23 protein-coding genes are annotated in these 26283 nt (G+C 58.7%); 18 read left to right on the forward strand and 5 right to left on the reverse strand.

Going from position 1 to position 26283, the window contains the following annotated elements; genetic code table 11:
• Nucleotides 1–18 precede the first annotated feature (18 nt).
• Entirely contained in the window at nt 19–1293 is a 1275-nt protein-coding gene (gene envC, locus CPA59_RS00875; protein WP_107758524.1) for a murein hydrolase activator EnvC, read from the reverse strand.
• A 226-nt stretch (nt 1294–1519) separates the two neighbouring features.
• Between envC and CPA59_RS00880 the strand changes: the two genes are divergently transcribed.
• The 6 genes from CPA59_RS00880 to CPA59_RS00905 all read left to right on the forward strand — a co-directional run bounded on the left by CPA59_RS00880 (nt 1520) and on the right by CPA59_RS00905 (nt 6472).
• A complete protein-coding gene (locus CPA59_RS00880) occupies nt 1520–1951 on the forward strand; it encodes a rhodanese-like domain-containing protein (protein ID WP_107758525.1) in 432 nt (143 codons plus the stop codon).
• A 99-nt stretch (nt 1952–2050) separates the two neighbouring features.
• Entirely contained in the window at nt 2051–2521 is a 471-nt protein-coding gene (gene secB, locus CPA59_RS00885; RefSeq protein ID WP_038920553.1) for a protein-export chaperone SecB, read from the forward strand.
• The gene (gene gpsA, locus CPA59_RS00890; RefSeq protein ID WP_038920552.1) at nt 2521–3540 is read left to right on the forward strand and encodes an NAD(P)H-dependent glycerol-3-phosphate dehydrogenase; all 1020 of its coding nucleotides are present in this window, start codon (nt 2521–2523) and stop codon (nt 3538–3540) included. The genes secB and gpsA overlap by 1 nt, the downstream gene beginning before the upstream one ends.
• Nucleotides 3541–3670: 130 nt before the next feature.
• Nucleotides 3671–4492: a serine O-acetyltransferase gene (gene cysE / locus CPA59_RS00895; RefSeq protein WP_013319915.1), complete on the forward strand. Its 822-nt coding sequence runs from the start codon at nt 3671–3673 to the stop codon at nt 4490–4492.
• Between the two features lie 364 nt (nt 4493–4856).
• Nucleotides 4857–5462 carry a lipid IV(A) palmitoyltransferase PagP gene (gene pagP, locus CPA59_RS00900; RefSeq protein WP_107760750.1) on the forward strand — a complete coding sequence of 202 codons (606 nt, stop codon included), beginning with the start codon at nt 4857–4859 and terminating at the stop codon, nt 5460–5462.
• Between the two features lie 110 nt (nt 5463–5572).
• Nucleotides 5573–6472, forward strand: a complete 900-nt coding sequence (locus CPA59_RS00905; protein WP_038921155.1) for a carboxylate/amino acid/amine transporter — start codon at nt 5573–5575, stop codon at nt 6470–6472.
• Here the strand turns inward: CPA59_RS00905 and metR are convergent.
• Entirely contained in the window at nt 6375–7313 is a 939-nt protein-coding gene (metR, locus tag CPA59_RS00910) for an HTH-type transcriptional regulator MetR (RefSeq protein WP_038920550.1), read from the reverse strand. The genes CPA59_RS00905 and metR overlap by 98 nt on opposite strands.
• Before the next feature lie 104 nt (nt 7314–7417).
• Here metR and metE point away from each other — a divergent pair, with 104 nt between their 5' ends.
• A complete protein-coding gene (metE, locus tag CPA59_RS00915; protein WP_107758526.1) occupies nt 7418–9685 on the forward strand; it encodes a 5-methyltetrahydropteroyltriglutamate--homocysteine S-methyltransferase in 2268 nt (755 codons plus the stop codon).
• Between the two features lie 168 nt (nt 9686–9853).
• Here metE and CPA59_RS00920 read toward each other — a convergent pair whose 3' ends face one another.
• On the reverse strand, nt 9854–10681 hold the full coding sequence (locus CPA59_RS00920) for a dienelactone hydrolase family protein (protein ID WP_049855332.1): 828 nt from the start codon (nt 10679–10681) through the stop codon (nt 9854–9856).
• A gap of 287 nt (nt 10682–10968) precedes the next feature.
• On the opposite strand from CPA59_RS00920, the gene udp reads away from it, so the two are divergent.
• Nucleotides 10969–11730 (forward strand): uridine phosphorylase, encoded by a 762-nt coding sequence (udp, locus tag CPA59_RS00925; protein ID WP_013319909.1) that lies wholly within the window; start codon nt 10969–10971, stop codon nt 11728–11730.
• Between the two features lie 264 nt (nt 11731–11994).
• On the forward strand, nt 11995–12777 hold the full coding sequence (locus CPA59_RS00930; protein WP_107758527.1) for a tyrosine-protein phosphatase: 783 nt from the start codon (nt 11995–11997) through the stop codon (nt 12775–12777).
• A 62-nt stretch (nt 12778–12839) separates the two neighbouring features.
• Here CPA59_RS00930 and ppc read toward each other — a convergent pair whose 3' ends face one another.
• Nucleotides 12840–15479 (reverse strand): phosphoenolpyruvate carboxylase, encoded by a 2640-nt coding sequence (ppc, locus tag CPA59_RS00935; protein ID WP_107758528.1) that lies wholly within the window; start codon nt 15477–15479, stop codon nt 12840–12842.
• A 350-nt stretch (nt 15480–15829) separates the two neighbouring features.
• Entirely contained in the window at nt 15830–16981 is a 1152-nt protein-coding gene (gene argE, locus CPA59_RS00940) for an acetylornithine deacetylase (protein WP_100848688.1), read from the reverse strand.
• A gap of 214 nt (nt 16982–17195) precedes the next feature.
• On the opposite strand from argE, the gene argC reads away from it, so the two are divergent.
• The 9 genes from argC to tatB all read left to right on the forward strand — a co-directional run bounded on the left by argC (nt 17196) and on the right by tatB (nt 26283).
• Complete coding sequence (gene argC / locus CPA59_RS00945) at nt 17196–18200, forward strand: N-acetyl-gamma-glutamyl-phosphate reductase (RefSeq protein WP_038663429.1); 1005 nt, start codon at nt 17196–17198, stop codon at nt 18198–18200.
• A gap of 24 nt (nt 18201–18224) precedes the next feature.
• Entirely contained in the window at nt 18225–18998 is a 774-nt protein-coding gene (argB, locus tag CPA59_RS00950) for an acetylglutamate kinase (RefSeq protein WP_107758529.1), read from the forward strand.
• 117 nt (nt 18999–19115) lie between these two features.
• The gene (gene argH / locus CPA59_RS00955; RefSeq protein ID WP_107758530.1) at nt 19116–20489 is read left to right on the forward strand and encodes an argininosuccinate lyase; all 1374 of its coding nucleotides are present in this window, start codon (nt 19116–19118) and stop codon (nt 20487–20489) included.
• A gap of 189 nt (nt 20490–20678) precedes the next feature.
• Nucleotides 20679–22211 carry a DNA recombination protein RmuC gene (gene rmuC, locus CPA59_RS00960; RefSeq protein ID WP_107758531.1) on the forward strand — a complete coding sequence of 511 codons (1533 nt, stop codon included), beginning with the start codon at nt 20679–20681 and terminating at the stop codon, nt 22209–22211.
• A gap of 121 nt (nt 22212–22332) precedes the next feature.
• On the forward strand, nt 22333–23088 hold the full coding sequence (gene ubiE, locus CPA59_RS00965; RefSeq protein WP_038669048.1) for a bifunctional demethylmenaquinone methyltransferase/2-methoxy-6-polyprenyl-1,4-benzoquinol methylase UbiE: 756 nt from the start codon (nt 22333–22335) through the stop codon (nt 23086–23088).
• A 13-nt stretch (nt 23089–23101) separates the two neighbouring features.
• Nucleotides 23102–23710, forward strand: coding sequence for an SCP2 domain-containing protein (locus CPA59_RS00970; RefSeq protein WP_038920542.1), 609 nt, complete (start codon nt 23102–23104; stop codon nt 23708–23710).
• Nucleotides 23707–25344: a ubiquinone biosynthesis regulatory protein kinase UbiB gene (gene ubiB, locus CPA59_RS00975; RefSeq protein WP_049855337.1), complete on the forward strand. Its 1638-nt coding sequence runs from the start codon at nt 23707–23709 to the stop codon at nt 25342–25344. The genes CPA59_RS00970 and ubiB overlap by 4 nt, the downstream gene beginning before the upstream one ends.
• Before the next feature lie 114 nt (nt 25345–25458).
• Nucleotides 25459–25713 carry a Sec-independent protein translocase subunit TatA gene (tatA, locus tag CPA59_RS00980; protein ID WP_013319898.1) on the forward strand — a complete coding sequence of 85 codons (255 nt, stop codon included), beginning with the start codon at nt 25459–25461 and terminating at the stop codon, nt 25711–25713.
• Nucleotides 25714–25716: 3 nt separating this feature from the next.
• Nucleotides 25717–26283, forward strand: coding sequence for a Sec-independent protein translocase protein TatB (gene tatB / locus CPA59_RS00985; RefSeq protein WP_107758532.1), 567 nt, complete (start codon nt 25717–25719; stop codon nt 26281–26283).

The raw sequence follows: 26283 nt of genomic DNA on the forward strand, positions 1-26283 counted from the left end.
AAATTAATGGACGCAAACCTACCTTCCTAGCCAGGGTAAGGGGTTGACCGCCTGTCCCTGACGTCGAATTTCAAAATAGAGGGCGGGCTGATTCTGCCCGCCGCTGTTGCCGACCAGCGCCACAGGCTGACCAGCTTTCACCTGCGCGCCTACCGAGACCAGCGCGCTCTGGTTATAACCATACAGGCTCATGTCGCCCTTGCCGTGTTCCAGCACCACCACCTGACCATAGCCCTGCAGCCAGTCGGCCATCAGCACGGTGCCGTCGGCGATGGCGCGCACCTCGGTACCTTCGGATGCGCCGATCACCAGCCCCTTCCAGCGCAGTTCGCCCTGCAACGGTTCGCCGAAACGGTGCAGCGTGCGGCCGCGCACCGGCCATACGTACTGGCCGGCCGGCTGACCCAGACCGCCGGTGCGCGCCATCAGCGAACGCTCCTGCTCGGTGGGTTTGTAACTGGCGCCGCTGCGTTTGGCCTGTTCTTCTTTTTCACGTAGTTTGGCTGCTTCGCGTGCTTCTCGCTCCGCTCGCGCCCTGGCTTCCCGTTCCGCACGCGCGATCTGGTCGCGCAAACGGGTTTCGTTCTGACGCAGTTCCGTCAATTGTTGCTGGTCTTTTTCCAGCGCGTTTTCCAGTGCGCCCAACGTCTTCTGACGTTCGCCCTGCGCCTGTTCCAGCGTTTTCTGCTGCTGCTGTTGGTCGCCGAGCAGGCGTTTTTGCTGCGCCTGTTTCTGCTCCAGTTGCTGTTTCTGGCTGGCAAGCTGCGTACGGGTTTGCTGTAACGCGGTGATGGATTGCTCGCGCGCCTGATTCAGATAATTGAAGTAGGCGAGGATGCGCTCGCGCCGCTGGCTTTCCTCACCGCTGAGGATCAGTTGCAGGGCGCCATGCTGGCCCTGACGGAACGCGGCATCCAGCTGTTTCGCCAGCAGGGTTTCCTGCGTTTTCTGCTGGGTTTGCAGTTTGGCGATGGAGGCGCTCAGGCTGCCGACATCCTGATTCAGACGTTCAAGGGTGGCGCGGGTGTCGCGTAGCTGGCGGGTGGACTGAGCGATCGACTGTTCCTGCTTTTTCAGTTGCTCAAGCAGGGCGCTGCGACGTTGCTGCTGTTCCCGGACGCTTTTTTCCTTCTCTGCGATGTCTTGCTGCAGGGATTTCAACTGCTGCTGGCCGTCGTCGCTCCAACTGGGGCACGGCAACAGCAGCACGCCGACACAAAGCACACTGGCGCACCGGATTAACAGTTTGTCACGACCCGTCGGCAACGGTACAGAGAACGCTTTTTTGCTCATGGCGAAAGATTATTCCACGATGAACAGCGCCTTACCAGTTGTCTCGTCAGGGATTTCTATTTCCATCCATGACAGCGAGCGGCCCTGGATCCTACGGATAAATGCAATCCGCCGCGCATAATCATGACGCGATGTTGGCTTACAGGCTGTAATTGCGGTATCGCATAGGTATACTCAGACACCCTGTATTTGAATTGCTTAACTGATTTCGGAGTCGTTACACCCCATGCAAGAGATTATGCCATTCATCAGCCGACACCCGATTCTGAGCGTGGCCTGGATTGCCCTGCTGGTCGCGGTCATTGTGCTTACGGTGAAGAGTAAACTGTCCAAGGTAAAAGAAGTGGCTCGTGGTGAAGCGATCCAACTGATTAATAAAGAAGATGCGGTGGTGGTAGACACCCGTAATCGCGATGATTACCGTCGTGGACATATCGCCGGCGCCATCAACCTGTTGCCGAACGACATCAAAAACGGCAGCCTGAGCGAGCTGGAAAAACACAAGGCGCAGCCGGTGATTGTGGTGTGCGCCAACGGCATGGCATCTCGTGAATCGGCAGAGAGTCTGTTCAAAGCCGGGTTTGAGCGCGTCGTGATCCTGAAAGACGGGCTGGCTGGCTGGAGCGGCGAAAACCTCCCGCTGGTGCGCGGTAAATAATGCGACGCCCCGTCAGAGGGGAGTCTGTTTGTGTTATGGCGTGTCCTTCCTGGCGAAGGGAAGCGCGCAAGGAAATCTAACGAAAGGGTATTATTCAACATGTCTGAACAAAACAACGGCGAACTGACTTTCCAGATCCAGCGTATCTACACCAAGGATATTTCTTTCGAAGCGCCGAACGCGCCGCAGGTGTTCCAGCAGGAATGGAACCCGGAAGTCAAACTGGATCTGGATACCGCATCCACCCAGTTGGCTGACGATGTGTACGAAGTGGTGCTGCGCGTGACCGTGACCTCCACCCTCGGCGAAGAAACCGCGTTCCTGTGCGAAGTGCAGCAGGCGGGTATCTTCACCGTCTCCGGCATCGAAGGCACCCAACTGGCACACTGCCTGGGCGCTTACTGCCCGAACGTGCTGTTCCCGTACGCGCGCGAGTGCATTACCAGCCTGGTGTCCCGCGGTACCTTCCCGCAGCTGAACCTGGCTCCGGTTAACTTTGACGCTCTGTTCATGAACTATCTGGAACAGCAGGCAGGCCAGGACGGCACCGCTCAGACGCTGGATGCCTGATGAACCCGTCTGATGCAGCAATGACGGTAGTCGGTGCCGGATCTTACGGCACCGCGCTGGCGATCACGGTGGCCCGCAACGGCCACCGTGTGGTGCTCTGGGGCCATGACCCCGCTCATATTCAGGCGTTGCAGGCCGCACGGTGCAATCAGGCGTTCCTGCCCGACGTACCGTTCCCGGATACCCTGCAACTGGAAGCGGACCTGTCGCAGGCGCTGGCCGCCAGCCGCAACATTCTGGTGGTGGTGCCGAGCCATGTGTTTGGCGATGTGCTGCGCCAGCTCAAGCCCCATCTGCGGGCGGACGCGCGACTGGTGTGGGCTACCAAGGGGCTGGAAGCGGAAACCGGTCGTTTGTTGCAGGACGTCGCCCGCGAAGCGCTGGGTAATACGATCCCGCTGGCGGTGCTCTCCGGGCCGACTTTCGCCAAAGAGCTGGCGGCCGGGTTGCCTACTGCGATTGCGCTGGCATCGACCGATCAGCCGTTTTCCGACGATTTGCAACATCTGCTGCATTGCGGCAAAAGTTTTCGCGTCTACAGCAACCCTGATTTTATCGGGGTGCAACTGGGAGGCGCCGTGAAGAACGTGATCGCCATCGGCGCCGGCATGTCTGACGGCATGGGGTTCGGCGCCAATGCGCGTACTGCGCTTATCACCCGCGGTCTGGCCGAAATGACGCGGCTGGGCGTGGCGCTGGGGGCCGACCCGACCACGTTTATGGGCATGGCGGGCTTGGGCGATCTGGTGCTGACCTGCACCGACAACCAGTCACGCAACCGTCGTTTCGGCATGATGCTGGGACAAGGGATGGACGTGGTCAGCGCCCAGAACCAGATTGGTCAGGTGGTGGAAGGCTACCGTAATACCAAGGAAGTGATGGCGCTGGCGCAGCGCTACGGTGTGGAAATGCCGATCACCGAGCAGCTCTGGCAAGTGCTGTATTGTGGTAAAGACGCGCGTGAAGCGGCGTTGAGCCTGCTGGGCCGGGCGCGCAAAGACGAAAGCGCCAGCCTGTGACGGCAGGGCATTGTTCGGGCTTCCCTTGGGAGGCCCGTTGTTGTTTTATGCTGATAGAGCTTTGTGCAGTAGCGCGTCGTGCAGTTGTAAGTGAAGCGGTGGGTTGACGGTTTTTCAAAGAGGTGTCGCGATGTCGAATGATGAGCTGGAACTGGTTTGGAAAAACATTAAGGAAGAGGCGCGCAGTCTGGCGGAATGCGAACCGATGCTGGCCAGTTTCTTTCACGCGACGCTGCTGAAACATGAGAATCTAGGCAGCGCATTGAGCTACATGCTGGCGAATAAGCTGGCTAACGCCATCATGCCGGCGATTGCCATCCGTGAAGTGGTGGAAGAGGCCTACCGCGCCGAACCGCAGATGATTGCGTCCGCTGCCCGCGACATTCTGGCGGTGCGCCTGCGCGACCCGGCGGTGGATAAATACTCGACGCCGCTGCTCTACCTGAAAGGATTTCATGCTCTGCAGGCTTACCGTATCGGCCACTGGCTGTGGCGGCAGGAACGGCAGGCGCTGGCGATTTACCTGCAGAACCAGATTTCAGTGTCATTTGGGGTGGATATCCACCCGGCGGCGCGCATCGGTTGCGGCATCATGCTGGACCACGCCACCGGTATCGTGATCGGTGAAACCGCCGTCGTGGAAAACGACGTTTCCATCCTGCAATCGGTCACCCTGGGCGGGACCGGCAAGACCAATGGCGACCGTCATCCCAAGATTCGGGAAGGGGTGATGATCGGCGCAGGCGCCAAGATCCTGGGTAATATCGAAGTGGGATGCGGCGCCAAGATTGGCGCGGGTTCGGTGGTTTTGCAGCCGGTGCCGCCGCATACCACTGCCGCCGGCGTGCCGGCGCGAATTGTTGGCCGCCCGGAAAGCGATAAACCCTCGTTGGATATGGACCAGTACTTCAACGGCTCGTTGCGCGGTTTCGAAGACGGCGACGGCATCTGATATTTTTTCCGGCCTGTCTGCCCGGCAAGCCGGATAACCGGATTTTTTCACCCTAGCCTCTCTTTTCTATCTGGCTGGCAAAGTCGGCGCGGTAGCTTTTTAGAACACATTAGTACCGCAGGAATACTCTGTTGTCCGCGCGTTATCCCCTTATCTGTGGCAAATCGCCTGACTTGGTTGTTTCTTCTACACTTTGTCTAGGAAGTCTCTCAAAAGTGCCGGATTAGCCCGGTGGTTTGGCTTTAGTTGTATTTAATATCGCGAAAATCGTTGTATATCGGTGGTCGGACCACAAACCTCTGGACATAAACGCCAGACCACCTGACCTGCCGGTCATTGGTAATTCGCTTTGGACATGTTGTTTATGCAATTAAAATTGACACCACACACTTGCCTCTTTGCGCTGTCTGCCCTGTTATCTACCCCGGCATTTGCTGCCGCGCCGTCTGGCGAAAATACGGCGTCTGATGTCGTTGAAAGCGGCGCGGAGCAGGGAATCTGGCGGCGCGCCGGCGATAATCTGTCGGAGACCTGGCATCACTGGCAGTCTCAGGATCTGTATGTGCCGGTCATGACCTGGCATAACCGCTGGACTTACGACAAGACGAAGACCGACAGGTACAACGAGCGCCCCTGGGGAGCGGGCTATGGCGTATCCCGGCTGGATCGCGATGGCGACTGGCACAGCCTGTACCTGATGGCGTTCAAGGACTCTTTTAACAAGTGGGAGCCTATCGGCGGCTATGGCTATGAAAAACGCTGGCGGCCGCTGGAAAATCAGGATTTCCAGTTGGGGTTGGGTTTTACCGCCGGGGCCACCATGCGGGACAACTGGAAATATATCCCGATCCCGGTGCTGCTGCCGCTGGCGTCGGTCAGTTATCAGCGCCTGTCTCTTCAGGCTACTTACATTCCCGGCACGCATAATAATGGCAACGTGTTCTTCGCCTGGTTGCGCTGGCAATTTTGATTAATTGATTGGTTGTATTTTATTCTCATGTAAACCAAGTTGAGGAAAATACGGCCACGTAACTCGACTACAATGCTCTTCCTGTTAACAGCGATAGAGTGAGTGACGCCGTGCCGTTATTGATCATCACCACGATTTTGTGGTCGTTTTCCTTCAGCCTGATTGGCGAATACCTGGCCGGCCAGGTCGACAGCTGGTTCTCAGCCATGTTCCGGTTGGTGCTGGCGGCGCTGGTGTTTTTGCCTTTCCTGCGCTGGCGCGGCTATTCCCCCAAAGTGTTGGGGCTGTATCTGCTGGTGGGCGTTTTCCAGCTTGGCGTCATGTATCTGTTCCTGTTCCGCAGTTACCTGTACCTCAATGTGCCGACGATTCTGCTGTTTTCGGTGATGACGCCGCTGTACGTCACGCTGATTTACGACCTGCTCAGCGGGCATCGCCTGCGCTGGGGCTATGTATTCAGCGCCTTGCTGGCTGTTCTGGGCGCCGCTGTGATCCACTATCACGGCGTGAGCGAACATTTCTGGTGGGGGCTGCTGCTGGTGCAGGCGGCCAATGTCTGTTTTGCCGTGGGGCAAGTGGGGTATAAACGGCTGATGGAAGTGCATCCGATGCCGCAGCACAGCGCCTTTTCCTGGTTCTACCTCGGCGCCGCGCTGGTGACGCTGGTAGCCTGGGCGCTATTCGGCAATCTGACCAAACTGCCCACCGCACCGGTGCAGTGGGGGGTGCTGGCGTTTCTTGGCGTGGTGGTGTCGGGTCTTGGCTATTTCATGTGGAACTACGGCGCGACTCAGGTGGACGCCGGTACGTTGAGTATCATGAACAACTTTCACGTCCCGGCCGGGTTGCTGGTCAATTTCGCGTTCTGGCAGAAAACGCCAAACTGGACCAGCTTTCTCATCGGTTCTGCGATTATTGCGGTTGCTTTATGGGTGCACCGGCGTTGGGTCGTGAAGCGTCCCGCACAAACGGCAGATGCTCGCAGGCATGCTGGCGCGCGGAGCGAATAAACGCTTCGATAACCGGCTGACGCTGCTCGCCATCGCGAACGGCGGCGTACAGCCGGCTCCACAAGCCTTCTCCCAGGGTTTTGGTGACGACCAGCCCCTGACGTTCAAAGCTCTCCACTACCCAGTGCGGCAGCGCGGCGATGCCCATGCGCGCCGCCACCATCTGGATCAACAGCAAGGTATTGTCTACGCTTTTTAGCGACGGGCTGACCCCCGCTGGTTGCAGAAAGTGGCGCCACACATCCAGCCGCTGACGCTGCACCGGATAAATCATCAGCGTTTCCTGCGCCAGATCCTCAGGCGCAATCACGGCTTTGGCGGCCAGCGGATGATCCGGCGACAGCACCAGCCGTACCTCAAAGTCGAACATCGGCGAGTAGTGCAAGCCGCTGCGCGGCAGAATGTCGGAGGTCATCACCAGGTCCAGCTCGCCTTGTTGCAGCGCAGGTTGCGGGTCGAAAGTGACGCCGGATTTGAAATCCATCACCACTTGCGGCCAGCTTTGGTGGAAGTTCTCCAGCGCCGGCGTCAGCCACTGAATACAACTGTGACACTCGATCGCCAGCCGCAAGGTGGTCTGATGCGGCTCGTTGCATGCCTGCAGCGCCTGCTGTATCTGCGGCAGGATCTGCTCGGCCAGCTGCAGCAGAATTTCCCCCTGCGGCGTAAAGCGCAGCGGCTGGCTCTTACGGACGAACAAGCGGAATCCCAGCCGTTGTTCCAGATCGCTGAACTGATGCGACAGGGCGGATTGCGTCTGATGGAGCTGTGCGGCGGCGGCGGCTAACGATCCCGTGTTGCGCAGCGCCTGCAGCGTCCGTAAGTGTTTAAGTTCGATCATGAGAGTCCTTCACAGTGACAGTGAATAAATTGCGCTTGTACTTACTACACTACCTGCGGATTATGGATGTGTAAACATCTGGACGGCTAAATGGGAATTCAAGCATGGCAATTTTAAATCACACTCTCGGTTTTCCGCGCGTCGGTCTGCGTCGTGAACTGAAAAAAGCACAGGAAAGCTATTGGGCAGGGAACAGCACGCAGGAAGAGTTGCTGACCGTGGGCCGTGAGTTGCGTGCCCGTCACTGGCAACAGCAGAAAGACGCCGGCGTGGAATTGCTGCCGGTAGGCGATTTTGCCTGGTACGACCATGTGCTGACCACCAGCCTGTTGCTGGGGAATGTACCTGCCCGTCACCAGAACGCGGATGGTTCCGTCGATCTGGATACCCTGTTTCGTATCGGCCGTGGCCGCGCACCGACCGGTGAGCCGGCCGCCGCCGCTGAAATGACCAAATGGTTCAACACCAACTATCACTACATGGTGCCGGAATTCAGCAAAGGCCAGCAGTTCAAGCTGAGCTGGACCCAACTGCTGGATGAAGTGGACGAAGCGCTGGCGCTGGGCCACAAGGTGAAACCGGTGCTGCTGGGTCCGGTGACCTACCTGTGGCTGGGCAAAGTCAAAGGGGAAGCCTTCAACCGTCTGGATCTGCTGAACGCGGTGCTGCCGGTGTACCAGCAGGTGCTGGCCGAACTGGCTAAACGCGGCATCGAGTGGGTGCAGATTGACGAGCCGCTGCTGGCGCTGGAACTGGACGCCGAGTGGAAAGCCGCTTTCAAACCGGCTTACGATGCGCTGCAAGGGCAGGTGAAACTGCTGCTGACCACCTATTTCGACAGCATCGGCCAGAATCTGGACGTGATCACAGCGCTGCCGGTACAGGGTCTGCATGTCGATCTGGTGCACGGCAAAGACGACGCCGCGGTGCTGAACGCGCAACTGCCGGCTGACTGGGTGCTGTCGCTGGGCGTGATCAACGGCCGTAACGTGTGGCGCGCCGATCTGGCGAGCTGGTTCGAACGCCTGCAACCGCTGCTGGGTAAACGCGCTCTGTGGCTGGGCAGCTCCTGCTCCCTGCTGCACAGCCCGATCGATCTCAGCGTCGAAACCCGTCTGGACGAGGAAGTGAAAAGCTGGTTCGCCTTTGCGATTCAGAAGTGTCAGGAACTGGCGCTGCTGACCCGCGCGCTCAACAGCGGCAACGGCGACGAACTGGTGGCTTACAGCGCGCCGATCCGCGCCCGTCGCACCTCTACTCGCGTTAACAACCCGGAGGTGGCGAAGCGTCTGGCGGCGATCACCGCGCAGGACAGTTTGCGTCAGAATCCGTACCCGGTACGCGCCGACGCACAGCGTGCGCGTTTCAACCTGCCGGCCTGGCCGACCACCACTATCGGTTCGTTCCCGCAGACCACCGAAATCCGCAGCCTGCGTCTGGACTTCAAACAGGGTCGTCTGGACGGTCAGAACTACCGTATCGGCATCGCCGAGCACATTAAACAGGCGATTGTGGAACAGGAACGTCTGGAGCTGGACGTACTGGTGCACGGTGAAGCCGAACGTAACGACATGGTGGAGTATTTCGGCGAACATCTGGATGGTTTCGTGTTCACCCAGAACGGCTGGGTACAGAGCTACGGTTCCCGTTGCGTGAAACCGCCGGTGGTGATTGGCGACATCAGCCGTCCGGAGCCGATCACGGTCGAGTGGGCGAAATATGCCCAGTCGCTGACCGACAAGCCGGTGAAAGGCATGCTGACTGGTCCGGTCACCATTCTGTGCTGGTCCTTCCCGCGTGAAGACGTCACCCGTGAAACCATCGCCAGGCAGATTGCGCTGGCGCTGCGCGACGAAGTGGCGGATCTGGAACAGGCCGGCATCGGCATCATCCAGATTGACGAACCGGCGCTACGTGAAGGCTTGCCGCTGCACCGCTCCGACTGGGCTGCTTATCTGGAGTGGGCGGTCGATGCGTTCCGCCTGCACGCGGCGGTAGCGAAAGACGACACCCAGATCCACACCCACATGTGCTACTGCGAATTCAACGACATCATGGATTCCATCGCGGCACTGGATGCGGACGTGATCACCATCGAAACCTCGCGTTCCGACATGGAACTGCTGGAATCGTTCGAAGAGTTCGAGTACCCGAATGAAATCGGCCCAGGCGTGTACGACATTCACTCGCCGAACGTGCCGAGCGTAGAGTGGATTGAAGCGCTGCTGCGCAAAGCGGCCCAGCGTATTCCGTCCGAACGTCTGTGGGTTAACCCTGACTGCGGCCTGAAAACCCGCGGCTGGCCGGAAACCCGTCAGTCGCTGGCGAACATGGTGCAGGCAGCGAAACGTCTGCGCGAAACCGCCGAGTAAGTTAGCGAAAAAAGTCAGTAACCGAACACGGTGATGAGGAATGGCGCAAAGGATGACAGGACGCGCGTGAACCACAGGATGTGACGCACAGGGCCGGGACGTTCCGCATCACCGCCTGACATGAAAAAGGGAGACGATAGCGTCTCCCTTTTTACATTTGTTGCGGGGTTACACCACGCCGTAGCGGGCGAACCACTCCAGCATGCGTTGCCAGCCGTCTTTGGCCGAGGCTTCGTGGTAAGTAGCGCGGTAATCGGCATGGAAAGCATGCTCCGCTTCCGGGTAGACCACGATCTCCGCATCGGCATTGACCGCCCGTAGCGCCTGACGCATGGTTTCCACCTGCTCCAGCGAAATGCCTTTATCCTGCCCGCCGTACAGGCCCAGCACCGGCGCGCTCAGGTCTTTCGCCACGTCCACCGGGTGTTGAGGCGAGGTCAGCGTTTTTTCGGCGACCAGTTTGCCGTACCAGGCGACGGCGGCTTTTAACTGCGGATTGTGCGCAGCGTACAGCCAACTGATGCGGCCGCCCCAGCAGAAACCGGTGATCGCCAGCCGACTGGCGTCGCCACCCTGGCGCACCGCCCAATGCGCGGTGTGGTCGAGGTCGGACAGCACCTGATTATCCGGCACCTTGCTGACCAGTTCGCTCAGCAGTGTGGGAATGTCGCTGTACTGTTGCGGGTCGCCCTGACGGAAATAGAGTTCCGGCGCGATCGCCAGATAGCCTTGTTTTGCCAGTCGCCGGCATACATCGCGGATGTGCTCATGCACGCCAAAGATTTCCTGCACCACCAGTACGATCGGCAGCGGGCCGTCGGCTTTTTCCGGTTTGGCAATATACGCGGGCAGGTTGTCGCCCTGCGAAGGGATGGTGGTCTCGCCGGCGACCAGCCCGGCGGCGTCAGTAGTCATCGCGGAAGAAGCCAGCGGCATGACGGCTGGCGAAAATGCCCGTGTGGTCTCTCTGAGTGTCAGTAGCTCATCGGTTTTCATTGCCTTTCCTTTATCAAGACTGGAATCTGCCAGCGGGATAATGCCGCCCCCGCGTTAAGCAAGTGTAGGAACTTTGTAGTGTATTGCGAATACCGGCAACCCGATAAGGCAATCGGTGCCACATTGCGTGACGCAACGTCGGGTGATTACAGTTTAAATTGTGATTAAAATCACAATATTAATGTAAATGGATGTTTGTTACTTTCCAATCAGCGACGCACTTCACTTAACGGCCGCAGTGTGTGCGCTAAGATCGTTCCGTACCTGACCGTTGTCTGGAGGCGTTTATGTCCGATGTATTTCATCTCGGTTTAACAAAGCAGGATTTACAAGGTGCCACGCTGGCGATTGTGCCCGGCGACCCGGCTCGGGTGGAGAAAATCGCCCGGCTGATGGAGAACCCGGTGTTTCTGGCATCGCATCGGGAGTTCACTTCCTGGCGCGCGGAACTGGCGGGTAAGCCGGTGATTGTTTGTTCCACCGGTATTGGCGGCCCGTCTACGTCGATTGCGGTAGAAGAGCTGGCGCAACTGGGTGTGCGCACGTTTCTGCGTGTCGGCACCACCGGCGCCATCCAGCCGCATATCGCGGTGGGCGATGTGCTGGTGACCACGGCGGCGGTTCGTCTGGACGGCGCCAGCCTGCATTTTGCGCCGCTGGAATTCCCGGCGGTGGCGGATTTCGCCTGTACTTCCGCGCTGGCGGAAGCGGCGCGTGAAGCGGGGGCGACGCTGCATGTCGGCGTTACAGCTTCTTCGGATACCTTCTATCCGGGCCAGGAGCGTTACGACACCTATTCCGGCCGCGTGGTGCGCCGTTTCCAGGGGTCAATGGCGGAGTGGCAGAGCATGGGCGTACTGAACTATGAAATGGAGTCCGCTACGCTGCTGACCATGTGCGCCAGTCAAGGGCTGCGCGCCGGAATGGTGGCGGGCGTGATTGTCAATCGTACTCAGCAGGAAATCCCCGATACCGCTACGATGCAGAAAGCGGAACACGCGTCGGTCAACGTAGTGTTGTCGGCGGCCCGCAAACTGCTGAGCGCCTGAGTGTGATTCAATCGCCGGGCGATATGTTCGGCGCGGGCGGTACGATATGGCCGAGCCTTCGTACCGCTTTTTCTGTTTCCGCGGGGACTTCCCTCGCGCGGTTCATCTGCCTGCCCGTCTTCATGCTAATTTAATTGTCAGGTCTGATAATACGAATCGGTTTCCATCATTCGACGGTGAGTCAACCGTAATCATTCAGCATTGATAACTCCGTATCGATAACGAATTATCGGTAACTAAATATCGAGAACTACAGGGAAAAATATGACTTTAACCTCATTACTGCATCCCTCGTTGCTTCCGCTTGACGGCGGCGTCAATTTCCGTGATTTGGGGGGGATCCGCGTGGCAGACGGGCGGCAAGTCCGGCGCGGCAGGCTGTTTCGCTCCGGCGCGCTGGACATGCTGAGTGAACGTGACATCGATCATCTCGCCAGCGTGCCGGTGGCGCACGTGGTGGATTATCGCGATCAGGATGAAGCCTCGCTGCGGCCCGACCGGCTGTGGTCCGGTGCCCGTTATCATCAGGTTCCCGCCAATCCGCTACGGCATGAAGTGACCGCCAGCCTGGAAACGCTGGGGTCGGAAAAACTCGAAGCGTTCGATTCCCGCGCTTTTATGCTGGAACTGTACCGTCGCCTGCCGTTCGGCAATCCGGCCTACCAGCATTTGGTGGCGTTGCTGCGCCAGCCTGACGATGGCGCGCTGGTGCAACATTGCGCGGTGGGCAAGGATCGTACCGGCATTGGTTCCGCGCTGGTGCTGTTCGCGCTGGGCGCGGATGAACAAACGGTTATGGAAGATTATCTGATCACCGAATCCACCCTGATTCCGTTCCGTCGCCAGTTGCTGGAAGATTTGGCGTCGAGCCTGAGTGAAAAGGCGCTGAAGCGCTTTGATTTCGTGCTTTCCGCCCGCGAAGAGTTTCTGGTGACCGCGCTGCATACTATCCGTGAGCGACACGGCTCAGTGGATAACTGGCTGGAGCAGGATTACGGACTGGATGCGTCGGCACGGGAAGGGCTGCGGGATAAGTATCTGGCGTGAGGTCGTGAACGATTGCAGTAACAAACCGGGAGCTATTGCTCCCGGTTTGTGTTGGTGGGTCATTAGCCGGTATTGCGCATCCCGGCGGCGACGCCGGCGATGGTGACCATCAGCGCCTGCTCTACCTGCGGATCCAGTGTGTCCTGCTGACGCGAACGGTGCAACAGTTCCGCCTGCAACACGTTGAGCGGGTCGGTGTAGACGTTGCGCAGCGCGATGGATTCGGCGATCCACGGCAGGTCAGCCATCAGATGGTCGTCGTTGGAGATGGTCAGTACCGCCTTGATGTCTTTTTCCAACTGCTCGCGCAGCTGTTTGCCGAGCGACCACAGTTTCTCTTCCACCAGCCGTTGATCGTAGTATTCCGCCAGCCACAGGTCGGCCTTGGCGAACACCATCTCCAGCATACCGATGCGGGTGGAGAAGAACGGCCAGTCGCGGCACATGTCTTCCAACTGGTTCTGGTGACCGTCGTCGATCACTTTTTGCAGCGCGGCGCCGGCGCCCAGCCAGGCGGGCAGCATCAGGCGGTTCTGGGTCCAGGCGAAAATCCACGGGATGGCGCGCAGGCTTTCCACGCCGCCGTTCGGTCGGCGTTTAGCCGGGCGCGACCCCAGCGGCAGTTTACCCAGTTCCAGTTCCGGCGTGGCGGCGCGGAAATAAGGCACGAAGTCCGGGTTTTCCCGCACGTAGCCGCGGTACATGTCGCAGGAAATGCGCGACAGCTCGTTCATGATGTGATGCCATTCCTGCTTCGGTTCCGGCGGCGGCAGCAGGTTGGCTTCCAGAATAGCGGAGGTGTAGAGCGACAGGCTGCTGATGGTGACTTCCGGCAGACCGAACTTGAAGCGGATCATCTCGCCCTGTTCGGTGACGCGCAGGCCGCCTTTCAGGCTTCCCGGCGGTTGGGAGAGCAGCGCGGCATGAGCCGGCGCGCCGCCGCGGCCGATGGAGCCGCCGCGACCGTGGAACAGCGTCAGCGCGATGCCGTATTTCTCACAGGTCTTGATCAGTGCGTCCTGCGCGCGGTACTGGGCCCAGGAGGCGGCCATCACCCCGGCGTCTTTGGCGGAGTCGGAATAGCCGATCATCACCATCTGCTTGCCCTGAATGAAGCCGCGATACCAGTCGATGTTGAGCAACTGGATCATGACGCTGTCGGCGTTATTCAGGTCGTCCAGCGTTTCGAACAACGGCGCCACCGGCAGCGCGTATGGGCAACCGGCTTCCTTCAGCAGCAGATGCACCGCCAGCACGTCGGACGGGGTGCGCGCCATCGAGATCACGTAGGCGGCGATGGAATCGCGTGGGGTTTCGGCGATCACCCGGCAGGTTTCCAGCACTTCCTGCGTGTCGGCGCTGGGTTCCCACTGACGCGGCAGCAGCGGACGCTTGGAGTTAAGCTCGCGGATCAGGAACGCCTGTTTGTCGGATTCCGACCAGCTTTCGTAGTCTCCCAACCCCAGATAGCGGGTGATTTCCGCCAGCGCGTCGGTGTGACGGGTGCTCTCCTGCCGTACGTCGATACGCACCAGCGGCACGCCGAAGCAGCGTACCCGGCGCAGGGTGTCGAGCAACTGACCGTCGGCGATGATGCCCATGCCGCAGGCATGCAGCGACTGGTAACAGGCGTACAGCGGATCCCACAACTGCTCGTTGGTGACCAGCAGATCTTTGGGCGCGACCAGTTGCTCGCCTTTCAGACGCGCGTCCAGATAGTTCAGGGTGGCGGTCAACTGCGCGCGCAGCGTTTTCATCAGCTCGCGGTAGGGTTCCTGCACCTCGTCGCCGCCTGCCAGATGTTGCAGCTCCGGCGTACAGGTGGTCATCGACAGTTCGGACACCAGTACCTGTACGTCGCGCAGGAACAGATCGGCGGCTTTCCAGCGGCTTAACAGCAGTACGCGGCGGGTGACTTCAGCGGTCACGTTCGGGTTGCCGTCGCGGTCGCCGCCCATCCAGGAGGTGAAGCGTACCGGCACCGAATCCACCGGCAGACGATAACCGAGTTCCTTGTCCATCTGTTCGTCGAGTTCGCGCAGGAACGCCGGCACCCCTTCCCACAGGCTGTTCTCCACCACCGCGAAGCCCCACTTGGCTTCGTCCACCGGCGTCGGGCGGATTTTGCGGATTTCATCGGTATGCCAGTACTGGGCGATCAACTGGCGCAGACGGCGCATGATCTGATGGCGTTCATAGTCGGCCAGATCGTCGTGGTCGAGCTGCTTGAGGCAGGTATTCACTTCAACCAGTTTGTGGATCAGCGTGCGGCGGGTGATTTCGGTCGGGTGCGCGGTCAGCACCAGCTCGATGGAGAGCGATTCCACCGCGTCGCGGATATCCTTGTCGCTCAGATTGTCGCGGCTTTTCAGGCTGCGAAACACCGTCGCCAGCGCTTCTGGGTTACTGGCCGCCTCGCCGTGCGGAGAAATACTGTGGTACTGCTCCGCCGTGTTGGTCAGGTTAAGGAACTGGCTGAACGCGCGGGCGACCGGCAGCAGTTCCTCGTTGGACAGGTTCTGCAGTGTGGTCAGCAGTTCCTGACGGTGTGTTTCGCTGCCGGCTCGCGAGGCTTTGGACAGCTTGCGGATTGTTTCAACACGCTCAAGGATATTGGCGCCCAGCGCATCCTTGATGGTGTCGCCGAGCAATTTACCCAGCATGCTGACATTGCTCCGCATGGCGGAATATTGTTCATTCATAGTTACCCTGACCCATCTCTTGATTTTGTAAATTTATTACACACAAAAATTGTGTGGTTACTGTCTGTTATCTAGCCACGTTCGCCATTGTTCGTCAATGAACGTCCTTTAATCCCTACAGTTGTACCTGTTTAACCGGTGCAAAGGCAATTTGTGAAATTTAATTACAAAAGCTTGCCGATAAGTGACGCTTATCTTATAGCGGCGGCGAAAGCAAGAACGGCAATGAGAAGGCGGCAAGAAGACAATAAAAAAGAGGCGGGTAGCCGGTTGGATGCGTGCAGAGTTTTTTTCGGCGGCAATGGCAATGTTGCCCGGCGGTCACAGCCGGGCAACGCCAGAACACGAAATCAGTGCTGGCAGAAGTGATGCACCAACTCGGTAATCAACGTGCGCGTCGGTTTGATGAACGACATGTCGATAAATTCATCCGGCTGATGCGCCTGATTGATGGAGCCGGGGCCAAGCACCAGCGTCGGGCACAGTTCCTGAATGAACGGCGCTTCGGTGCAGTAATTCACCACATCGGTCGGCTGCCCCACCAGTTTTTCCACCACCTGCGCCAGATGATGATCCGCCGGGCACTCGTAACCCGGAATCGGCGGATGCAGTTCGCTGATGGTGAGACGGCCGGGCCAGCGTTCGCTGACCGGCGCCAGCGCTTCGCTCATAAGACCGTTGAGATCGCTCAGCGTCATGCCCGGCAGCGGGCGGATATCCATGTGCAGGTCGCAGCAGGCGCAGATGCGGTTGGCGGCGTCGCCGCCATGAATGTGACCAAAGTTCATGGTCGGATAAGGGATATGGAACGCCGGGTTGTGATAACGCTCTTGCAGCGTGTTGCGCAGCACCATCAGTTCGGAAATGGCTTCGTGCATCAGTTCGATGGCGTTGACGCCGCGCGACGGGTCGCTGGAGTGGCCGGACTGGCCCTGAATACGAACCACATTCGACATGTGGCCCTTGTGGGCGCGCACCGGCTGCAATGACGTCGGCTCGCCGATAATCGCGCAGTCCGGGCGAATGCCGGTCGATTCGGAGAAATACTTGGCGCCCGCCATCGTCGTTTCTTCATCTGCGGTCGCCAGAATGTACAGCGGTTTGGTCAGCTTACCGGCATCCACATCGCGCAGCGCATCGAGAATAAAGGCGAAAAAGCCTTTCATGTCGGCGGTGCCGAGCCCGTAGAGTTTGTTGTCGTGCTCGGTCAGGGTGAACGGGTCGCGCGTCCAGCGGCCGTCGTCGAACGGCACCGTGTCGGTATGGCCGGCCAGCAGCAGCCCGCCGCTGCCTTCTCCCAGTCGGGCCAGCAGGTTGAATTTATTAAAGGTGCCGGGTACCGGCTGCACGTCGACATGAAAACCCAGATCGCTAAACCATCCCGCCAACAGGTTGATTAAGGTCTCATTGCTTTGATCCAGGGCGCGCTCGGTGGCGCTGATGGACGGGGTGGCGATCAATGCCCGGTACAGCTCCATAAAAGGGGGTAAATTCATCTTCACTGTTGACAGCCTCTGGGTTAGGATAGTATCAATATTCATGCATTTATTGTGAATAAAAATACAATAATGCCAGGCGAAATGAAATCATAAGCTGTGCGGCGATACGAGATTGTCGCATAATCGTTTCTTCTGGCTTTTGTGGGTGAACGGCGTGGCCGCGCTGATGAGCCTGCTTCCTGTTCCACCTATCTGGCAATAAAGGTATACCGAACTCATGCTGAATACGTTGATCGTTGGTGCAAGTGGCTATACCGGCGCTGAGCTGGCCCTGTACCTGAACCGTCACCCGCAGATGAACATAACCGCTTTGGCGGTTTCCGCGCAAAGTGTTGATGCGGGAAAACGCATTTCCGACCTGCATCCCCAGCTTAAAGGCATTATTGACTTGCCGGTGCAGCCGCTGACCGACGTGGCCGACGCCGCCAAAGGCGTGGACGTGGTGTTTCTGGCCACCGACCACAAGGTGAGCCACGATCTGGCGCCGCAGTTCCTGAAAGCCGGCTGCACCGTGTTCGATCTTTCCGGCGCGTTTCGCGTGCAGGATCCTGAATTCTACACCCGTTACTACGGTTTCGAGCACCAGCACGCCGACTGGCTGGCGCAGGCGGTGTACGGTCTGGCGGAATGGCAGGCGGACAGCATCAAGCAGGCGCAGCTGATCGCGGTGCCGGGTTGCTACCCGACCGCGTCCCAGCTGGCATTGAAACCGCTGGTGGAAGGCGGCTTGCTGAACCCGAACCAGTGGCCGGTGATCGACGCCACCAGCGGCGTCAGCGGCGCTGGCCGTAAAGCGAGCATGACCAACAGCTTTTGTGAAGTCAGCCTGCAGCCGTATGGCATTTTCAATCATCGCCATCATCCGGAAATCGCCACCCATCTCGGCATTCCGGTGATTTTTACCCCGCATCTGGGCAATTTCCCGCGCGGCATTCTGGCGACCATCACCTGCCGCCTGCAGCCGGGCGTTACCGCGCAGGACGTGGCGGAAGCTTACCACAACGCCTACCATGACAAACCGCTGGTGCGGTTGTATGAGAAAGGCGTGCCGGCGCTGAAATCGGTGGTCGGTCTGCCGTTCTGCGACATCGGCTTCGCGGTGCAGGACGAGCACCTGATCGTGGTCGCCACCGAAGATAACCTGCTCAAAGGCGCGGCGGCGCAGGCTGTGCAGTGCATGAACATTCGCTTCGGTTTCCCTGAAACCCAATCCTTACTCTGATGACACCCTGAGGCGCAAAGACCGATGAATCCGTTAATTATCAAATTAGGCGGCGTATTACTGGATAGCGAAGAGGCGCTGGAGCGTCTGTTCACCGCGCTGGTGGCCTACCGTCAGCAGCATCAGCGCCCGCTGGTGATCGTGCATGGCGGCGGCTGTCTGGTGGACGACCTGATGAAGAAACTGTCGCTGCCGGTGGTCAAGAAGAATGGCCTGCGCGTGACGCCTGCCGATCAGATCGACATTATTACCGGCGCGCTGGCCGGGTCCGCCAACAAAACCCTGCTGGCCTGGTCGATTCGTCACGGCATCAACGCCGTGGGCCTGAGTCTGGCGGATGGCGGCAGCACGGTGGTCACCCAACTGAACGACGAACTGGGACACGTGGGTAAAGCTGAAGCCGGCTCTCCGGCGCTGCTCAACACCCTGCTGAATGCCGGTTATCTGCCGGTCATTAGCTCCATCGGCATCACCGTCGGCGGCGAACTGATGAACGTCAACGCCGACCAGGCCGCCACCGCGCTGGCGCAGACGCTGGGCGCCGACCTGATCCTGCTGTCCGATGTCAGCGGCATTCTGGACGGCAAAGGTCAGCGCATCGCGGAAATGACCGCTGGTAAAGCGGAAGAACTGATCGCGCAAGGCATTATTACCGACGGCATGATCGTCAAGGTCAATGCGTCGCTGGACGCGGCGCGCGCGCTGGGGCGTCCGGTAGATATCGCCAGTTGGCGCCACGCCGAGCAGTTGCCGGCGTTGTTCAACGGCGTGTCCATCGGCACCCGTATTCTGGCGTAAGCCGCGAGCACCAATTACGTTTTCTCCCGGCGACAACCGCCGGAGAAATACGAGCAGTTCAACGGCGGGGCGGACAGGAGTCGGCCCGCCTTTATCAGAGATACCGGGAGTGTAGTTATGGCTTTGTGGGGCGGACGGTTCACGCAGGCGGCAGATCAACGTTTTAAACAGTTCAACGATTCACTGCGGTTTGATTACCGTCTGGCGGAGCAGGACATCATCGGATCCATCGGCTGGTCCAAGGCGCTGGTGACGGTGAACGTACTGAGCGCTCAGGAACAGCAGCAACTGGAGCAGGCGCTCAACGCACTGCTGAAAGAGGTGCAGGCGGATCCCGACGCTATCCTGCAAAGCGATGCGGAAGACATCCACAGCTGGGTGGAGCAGAAACTGATCGAGAAAGTCGGCGATCTGGGCAAGAAACTGCACACCGGGCGCAGCCGTAACGATCAGGTCGCCACCGACCTGAAACTGTGGTGCAAGGCGCAGGTGAGCGAACTGGCGCAGGCGATCCGTCATCTGCGCGCCGCGCTGGTCGCTACCGCCGAGGCCAATCAGGACGCGGTGATGCCGGGGTATACCCATTTGCAGCGCGCGCAGCCGGTAACGTTCGCCCACTGGTGTCTGGCTTATCACGAAATGCTCGCGCGTGACGAGAGTCGTCTGGAAGACACGCTCAAGCGTCTGGACGTCAGCCCGCTGGGTTGCGGCGCGCTGGCAGGCACCGCCTATCCTATCGACCGCGAGCAACTGGCCGGTTGGCTGGGCTTTGCCTCGGCGACGCGCAACAGTCTGGATACGGTATCCGATCGCGATCACGTGCTGGAGCTGCTGTCCGATGCGTCCATCGGTATGGTGCACCTGTCGCGCTTCGCTGAAGATTTGATTTTCTTTAACAGCGGCGAAGCGGCGTTTGTCGAGCTGTCCGACCGCGTTACCTCCGGCTCTTCGCTGATGCCGCAGAAAAAGAACCCGGACGCGCTGGAGCTGATCCGCGGTAAATGCGGACGGGTGCAGGGCGCGCTGGCCGGCATGCTGGTGACGCTGAAAGGCCTGCCGCTGGCGTACAACAAAGATATGCAGGAAGACAAGGAAGGGCTGTTCGATGCGCTGGACACCTGGCACGACTGCCTGATGATGGCGGCGCTGGTACTGGAAGGCATTCAGGTGAAACGTCCGCGCTGTCAGGAAGCGGCGCAGCAGGGCTACGCCAACGCCACCGAACTGGCCGACTATCTGGTCGCCAAAGGCGTGCCGTTCCGTGAAGCGCACCACATCGTCGGTGAAGCGGTGGTGGAGGCCATTCGTCAGGGCAAAGCGCTGGAAGCGCTGTCGCTGGCGGATCTCAAACAGTTCAGCGCTATGATCGAAGACGATGTGTACCCGGTGCTGTCGTTGCAGTCCTGTCTGGAAAAACGCGCCGCGCAAGGCGGGGTGTCACCGCAACAGGTTGTGCGCGCCATCGCCGACGCAAAACAGCGTCTGGCGTAATCCTTGCGATAAATTCCAAAACCGGGCTCAAGGGCCGGTTTTGTTTTTTCTGCCGCCCGCTTTCTGAAGTCGGCTCGCATTTTCTCGTTTGACAGCGGCTTTTTCGGCCGATTTCTCACGTCACCTCTGGACATATATACAGCCTCATTTTACCTTGGCGGGCAGTGGTACTCATAACCCGGAGGCGATGTGGAGATCTCCTTGTTTTATGGCGTCGGCGGCGGCGTGGTCGGCCTGCTGCTGGGTTGGCTGGCTGCCAGCCTGTGGCAGCAACAGCGTCAGGCCCGGCATGACACCGAATTACAGTTGCAACAGCAGGCGCTGGAACAGGCGCGCCAACAGCTGATTGAAAGCCAGCAGATACGACGGCAGGACCAGCAGCGGCTGGAGCAGCAGACGCAGGAACTGCGTACGCTGCACGGCCAACTGGCGGCTGGCGAGGAAAAATTGCGGCAACTGGCGGAGCTGCGGGAAGAGTGCGCCCAGCTTAATCAGGAGCTGCGTGCGCTGCGCGAAGCCAACGGCGCACAGGAAGCGGAACTGCGCGAAGTGACAATCCGCCTTGAAGAAACCCGGCTGGCGGCGGAAGAAAAGCAGCGGTTGCTGATGAACAGCGAACAGCGGTTGTCCACCCAGTTTGAAAACCTTGCCAATCGCATCTTTGAACAGAACGGGCTCAAAGTGGATCAACAAAATCAGCAGAGCATGGAAAAGCTGCTGACGCCGCTGCGCGAACAACTGGACGGTTTTCGTCGTCAGGTGCAGGAGAGCTTTGGCGCCGAATCGAAGGAGCGACATACGCTGGCCCATGAAATCCGTAACCTGCAACAGCTTAACGCCCGCATGGCGCAGGAAGCCATCAACCTCACCAATGCGTTGAAAGGGGACAATAAAACTCAGGGCAACTGGGGAGAGGTGGTGTTAAGCCGGGTGCTGGAAAGCTCCGGGCTGCGCGAAGGGCATGAGTATGACACCCAGGTCAGCGTGCAAACCGGCAGCAACAGTCGCCTGCAACCGGATGTGATAGTCCGGCTGCCGCACGGCAAGGATGTGGTCATCGACGCCAAAATGTCGTTGGTGGCCTATGAGCGTTATTTCAACAGCGACAACGAAGCCGAGCGGGCGGCGGCGCTCAACGAGCATCTGCTGTCCATCCGTAATCATATCCGGCTGCTGGGCAGTAAAGATTACCAGCAACTGCCGGGATTGCGTTCGCTCGACTATGTACTGATGTTCATCCCGGTCGAGCCGGCGTTTCTGGTGGCGATCGACCGTCAGCCTGATCTGATTACCGAGGCACTGCGTCACAATATTATGCTGGTCAGCCCCACGACTTTGCTGGTAGCGTTACGGACAATTAACAATCTCTGGCGTTACGAGCAGCAAAGCCGCAATGCGCAGTTGATCGCCGAACGGGCGTCCCGGCTGTATGACAAACTGCGTTTGTTCGTTGACGACATGGCAGCATTGGGGCAAGGGCTGGACAAGGCGCAGGCCGGTTACCGTCAGGCGATGAAAAAGCTGGCGTCCGGGCGTGGCAACCTGATCGGTCAGGCCGAAGGGTTTCGTGCGCTGGGGGTGGAGATTAAGCGGCCGGTCAATGTGCCCGTAATGCAAGACGAACCGTTGGCGTATGATGAGCTGCCCGCGCTGTCGCAGGATCTGGATGACGATGCGGCTGAATGCGGTACGGATGAGGTGCACAACGGCACGGCGGTATGATGTTGATCAGGTTCGATGTATAGGGTGAAAAGAAGGGCGGTCGCTTTTGGGCGGGGTCTGTTACACTCTCTACCCATTAATAGGTAACACGATCCTGAAGTTGAAAAAGCAGGCGGATAACATGGTAGACGATTCGGAAAAAACGACACATTTTGGTTTTCGCACGGTGGCTAAAGACGATAAGGAAGCCATGGTCGCGGGTGTTTTTCATTCTGTGGCGGCCAAATATGACCTGATGAACGATCTGATGTCGTTTGGCATTCACCGCATCTGGAAACGGTTTACCATCGAATGCAGCGGTGTGCGCCGCGGCCAGCGCGTGCTGGACCTGGCTGGCGGCACCGGCGACCTGACCGCTAAATTCTCCCGTCTGGTGGGGGATGAAGGCGAAGTGGTGCTGGCGGATATTAACGCGTCGATGCTGAAGGTAGGACGCGAGAAACTGCGCAACCACGGTGTGGTGGGCAATGTCAGCTATGTTCAGGCCAACGCCGAAGCCCTGCCGTTCCCGGATAACTTTTTCGACTGCATCACCATTTCGTTCGGGTTGCGTAACGTAACCGAAAAAGAGAAGGCGCTGCGTTCCATGTATCGGGTGTTGAAGCCCGGTGGTCGCCTGCTGGTACTGGAGTTTTCGAAGCCAACCGTGAAAGCGTTAAGCAAGGTATACGATGCTTACTCTTTCCATGTGCTGCCCCGCATTGGCGAAATGATAGCCAGCGACGCCGGCAGCTACCGCTATCTGGCGGAGTCTATCCGTATGCACCCGGATCAGGAAACCCTGAAAGGGATGATGGTCGATGCCGGTTTTGACAGTGTGGATTACTTCAATCTGACCAGCGGTATCGTGGCGTTGCATCGCGGATTTAAATTCTGAGTTGGATACTCCCATGTTGATAATGCCTGTGTTGACGGCGGCACTGGAAACAGCGCTCAACCAGCTGTTGTTTCGCGACCGGAGCATGAAGGCCGCCCGTCAGCGTTTGCACGGAAAAACGTTGCGAGTTGAAGTGGCGGAGCTGGATACGCCGCTGGTATTGGTTTTCTCCGAGTACCGTCTCGATGTCATGAGTCAGTGGTCGGCGCAGCCGGATTGCCTGTTGCAGACCCGCCTGTCGGCGCTGGTGAAACTGCGCGACCGGCAGCAATTGTCCGCGCTGATGCGTAGTGGCGAGCTGGTGCTGGAAGGCGACATTCAGGTTGCGCAGCAGTTTGTCACCTTGCTGGATCTGGCGGAGTTTGACCCGGCGGAGTGGCTGTCGCCCTGGCTGGGCGATGTGGTGGCGCAAGGGCTGAGTCAGGCGGTCGGCAACGTGGCCGGGGCGCTAATGCGCTCGGCGTGCCGCCAGCAGCAGGCGTTGTCGGAAACGGTGACCGAAGAGTGGCGTCTGGCGCCGGGCAAACTGGAAGGGCTGTGGTTTGCCGATGAAGTGGACGCTCTGGCGCAGTCGGCGGAAACCCTGTCCCGCCGGCTGGCAAAACTGGAGGGATCGCCATGACGCCGGGAGAATTGCTGCGGCTGTACCGGATTATCGGGGTGCTGCTGAGTTATGGTCTGGATGAGCTGATTCCGCGTATTCCTCTGACGACGCCGTTGCGTCTTTGGCGTTGCCTGTGGTTCTGGTTGCCGAATCGCCACAAGGATAAACCATTGGGCGAGCGTTTGCGTCTGGCGCTGCAAGAGCTGGGTCCGGTATGGATCAAGTTCGGCCAGATGATGTCGACCCGCCGTGACTTGTTTCCCCCCGCTATCGCCGACCAACTGGCGATGCTGCAGGATCAGGTGGAGCCGTTTGACGGCGAGTTGGCCCGTCGGCAGATCGAGATGTCGATGGGCGGAAAACTGGAAACCTGGTTCGATGATTTTGACGCCAAACCGCTGGCCTCGGCGTCGATTGCTCAGGTGCACACCGCCAGGCTGAAAACCACCGGCAAAGACATCGTCATCAAAGTCATTCGTCCGGATATTCTGCCGGTCATCAAGGCGGATATGCGGTTGATGAATCGTCTGGCCGGCTGGCTGCCGATTCTGCTGCCGGACGGGCGTCGTCTGCGGCCGCGCGAAGTGGTGCGCGAGTATGAAAAAACGTTGCTGGATGAACTGAATCTGCTGCGTGAAGCCGCCAACGCCATCCAGTTGCGGCGCAATTTTGAAAATAGCCCGATGCTGTATGTGCCGGAAATCTACTCTGATTACTGCAACGAACGAGTGCTGGTAATGGAGCGTATTTACGGTATTCCGGTGTCGGATATCGAGGCGCTCAAGCGGCACGGCATCAATATGCCGCTGCTGGCCGAGCGCGGCGTGCAAGTCTTTTTCACCCAGGTGTTCCGCGACAGCTTCTTCCATGCCGATATGCATCCCGGCAATATCTTCATCAGCTACGAGCATCCGGAAGACCCGCAATATATCGGCATTGACTGCGGTATTGTCGGTTCGCTGAATAAAAACGATAAGCGCTATCTGGCGGAGAACTTTATCGCCTTTTTCAACCGCGACTACCGCCGCGTCGCCGAGCTGCATGTAGACTCCGGTTGGGTTCCGCAAGATACCAATGTAGAAGAGTTCGAATTCGCCATCCGTACCGTGTGCGAGCCAATATTTGAAAAGCCGTTAGCAGAAATTTCTTTCGGTCATGTATTATTGAACCTCTTTAATACGGCGCGTCGCTTCAATATGGAAGTGCAGCCCCAACTGGTGCTGCTGCAGAAGACGTTACTGTACATTGAGGGCGTGGGGCGCCAGCTCTACCCGCAGCTGGATTTGTGGAAGACGGCCAAGCCTTTTCTGGAAACCTGGCTGAAGGATCAGGTTGGATTGCCCGCCATGTTGCGCGCATTTAAAGAGAAAGCGCCGTTTTGGGTGGAAAAACTGCCTGAGATTCCCGAATTGTTCTATGACGGTTTACGCCAGCATAAGATGCTGAAGCAGAACATGGAGCTGTTGACCAGCGAGCTGCGGACACAACGCACCCGCCATGGTCGGGCCCGTTATATGCTGGGTGTCGGGGCGACGCTGCTGTTGAGCGGGACGATACTGTTGGTCAGTAAGGTGGAGGCCGATATCGTACCGGCTGGCCTAATTGCCGCCGGTTTTGTGGCCTGGATTGTCGGCTGGCGTAGTACTCGTTGAGCAGTTGCACTCGTTGAACAGTTGCACCCATTGAACAAGCGCCTCATCAGGAGCCTGACGGTTCCTGATGAACGTGTCACATGAATTCCTTTTGAGTAAAGAGGTAAGCACAGTATGGGCGGTATTAGTATCTGGAATCTGTTGGTTATCGCGGTGATCGTGGTACTGCTGTTCGGAACCAACAAGCTGAGAACCCTGGGTTCCGACCTGGGCGCGTCGATTAAGGGCTTCAAGAAAGCGATGAGCGACGATCAGCCCGCTGCCAACGACGACAAACAACAGGACGCTGACTTTGCGACCAAATCCATTTCGGAGCAGAAGCCGCAAGCCAGTCAGGAAGAGAAAAGCCAGCATAAAGAGCAGGTGTAATCGGTGTTTGATATCGGGTTTAGTGAACTGCTGCTGGTGATGGTGATCGGTCTGGTAGTGCTGGGGCCTGAACGCCTGCCGGTAGCGGTAAGAACCGTAGCGGGATGGATTCGCGCGCTGCGCTCGCTGGCATCGACGGTGCAGAATGAACTGGCGCAAGAGATGAAACTGCAGGAATTGCAGGAAAGCCTGAAGAAAGTGGAACAGGCCAGCCAACTGCAGAATTTGTCGCCGGAGCTTAAAGCGTCGATGGATGAACTGAAAGAGGCTGCCGAAGCGATGAAGCGCCCTCACAGCATCAAGCTGGATGGCAGCGATGTGCCGGAACATGTACCGCTTGCCGATCCTGAAGCGGCGCACGATGGTGTTCTGGACGTCGAGCGCAATGCCGGGCCGACGCCAGCGGTCACCGCGACTCCCGCTGTGGAGCCGGTTACGCGCGGCGAGGCGATGACGGCTGTGCCGCCGACAGCGCCTGCAGGTGCGGCGTCCGCCAGCCATGCTGAAAGCAAGACCAAATCTGAACAGACGGCGTCAGCGCCTTCCTCCCAACCTTCTGGTGATCGTTAA

Origin of the sequence: Dickeya sp. Secpp 1600 (assembly GCF_003049805.1) — a bacterium.
In the GTDB taxonomy this organism is placed as follows: Bacteria; Pseudomonadota; Gammaproteobacteria; order Enterobacterales; family Enterobacteriaceae; genus Dickeya; species Dickeya fangzhongdai.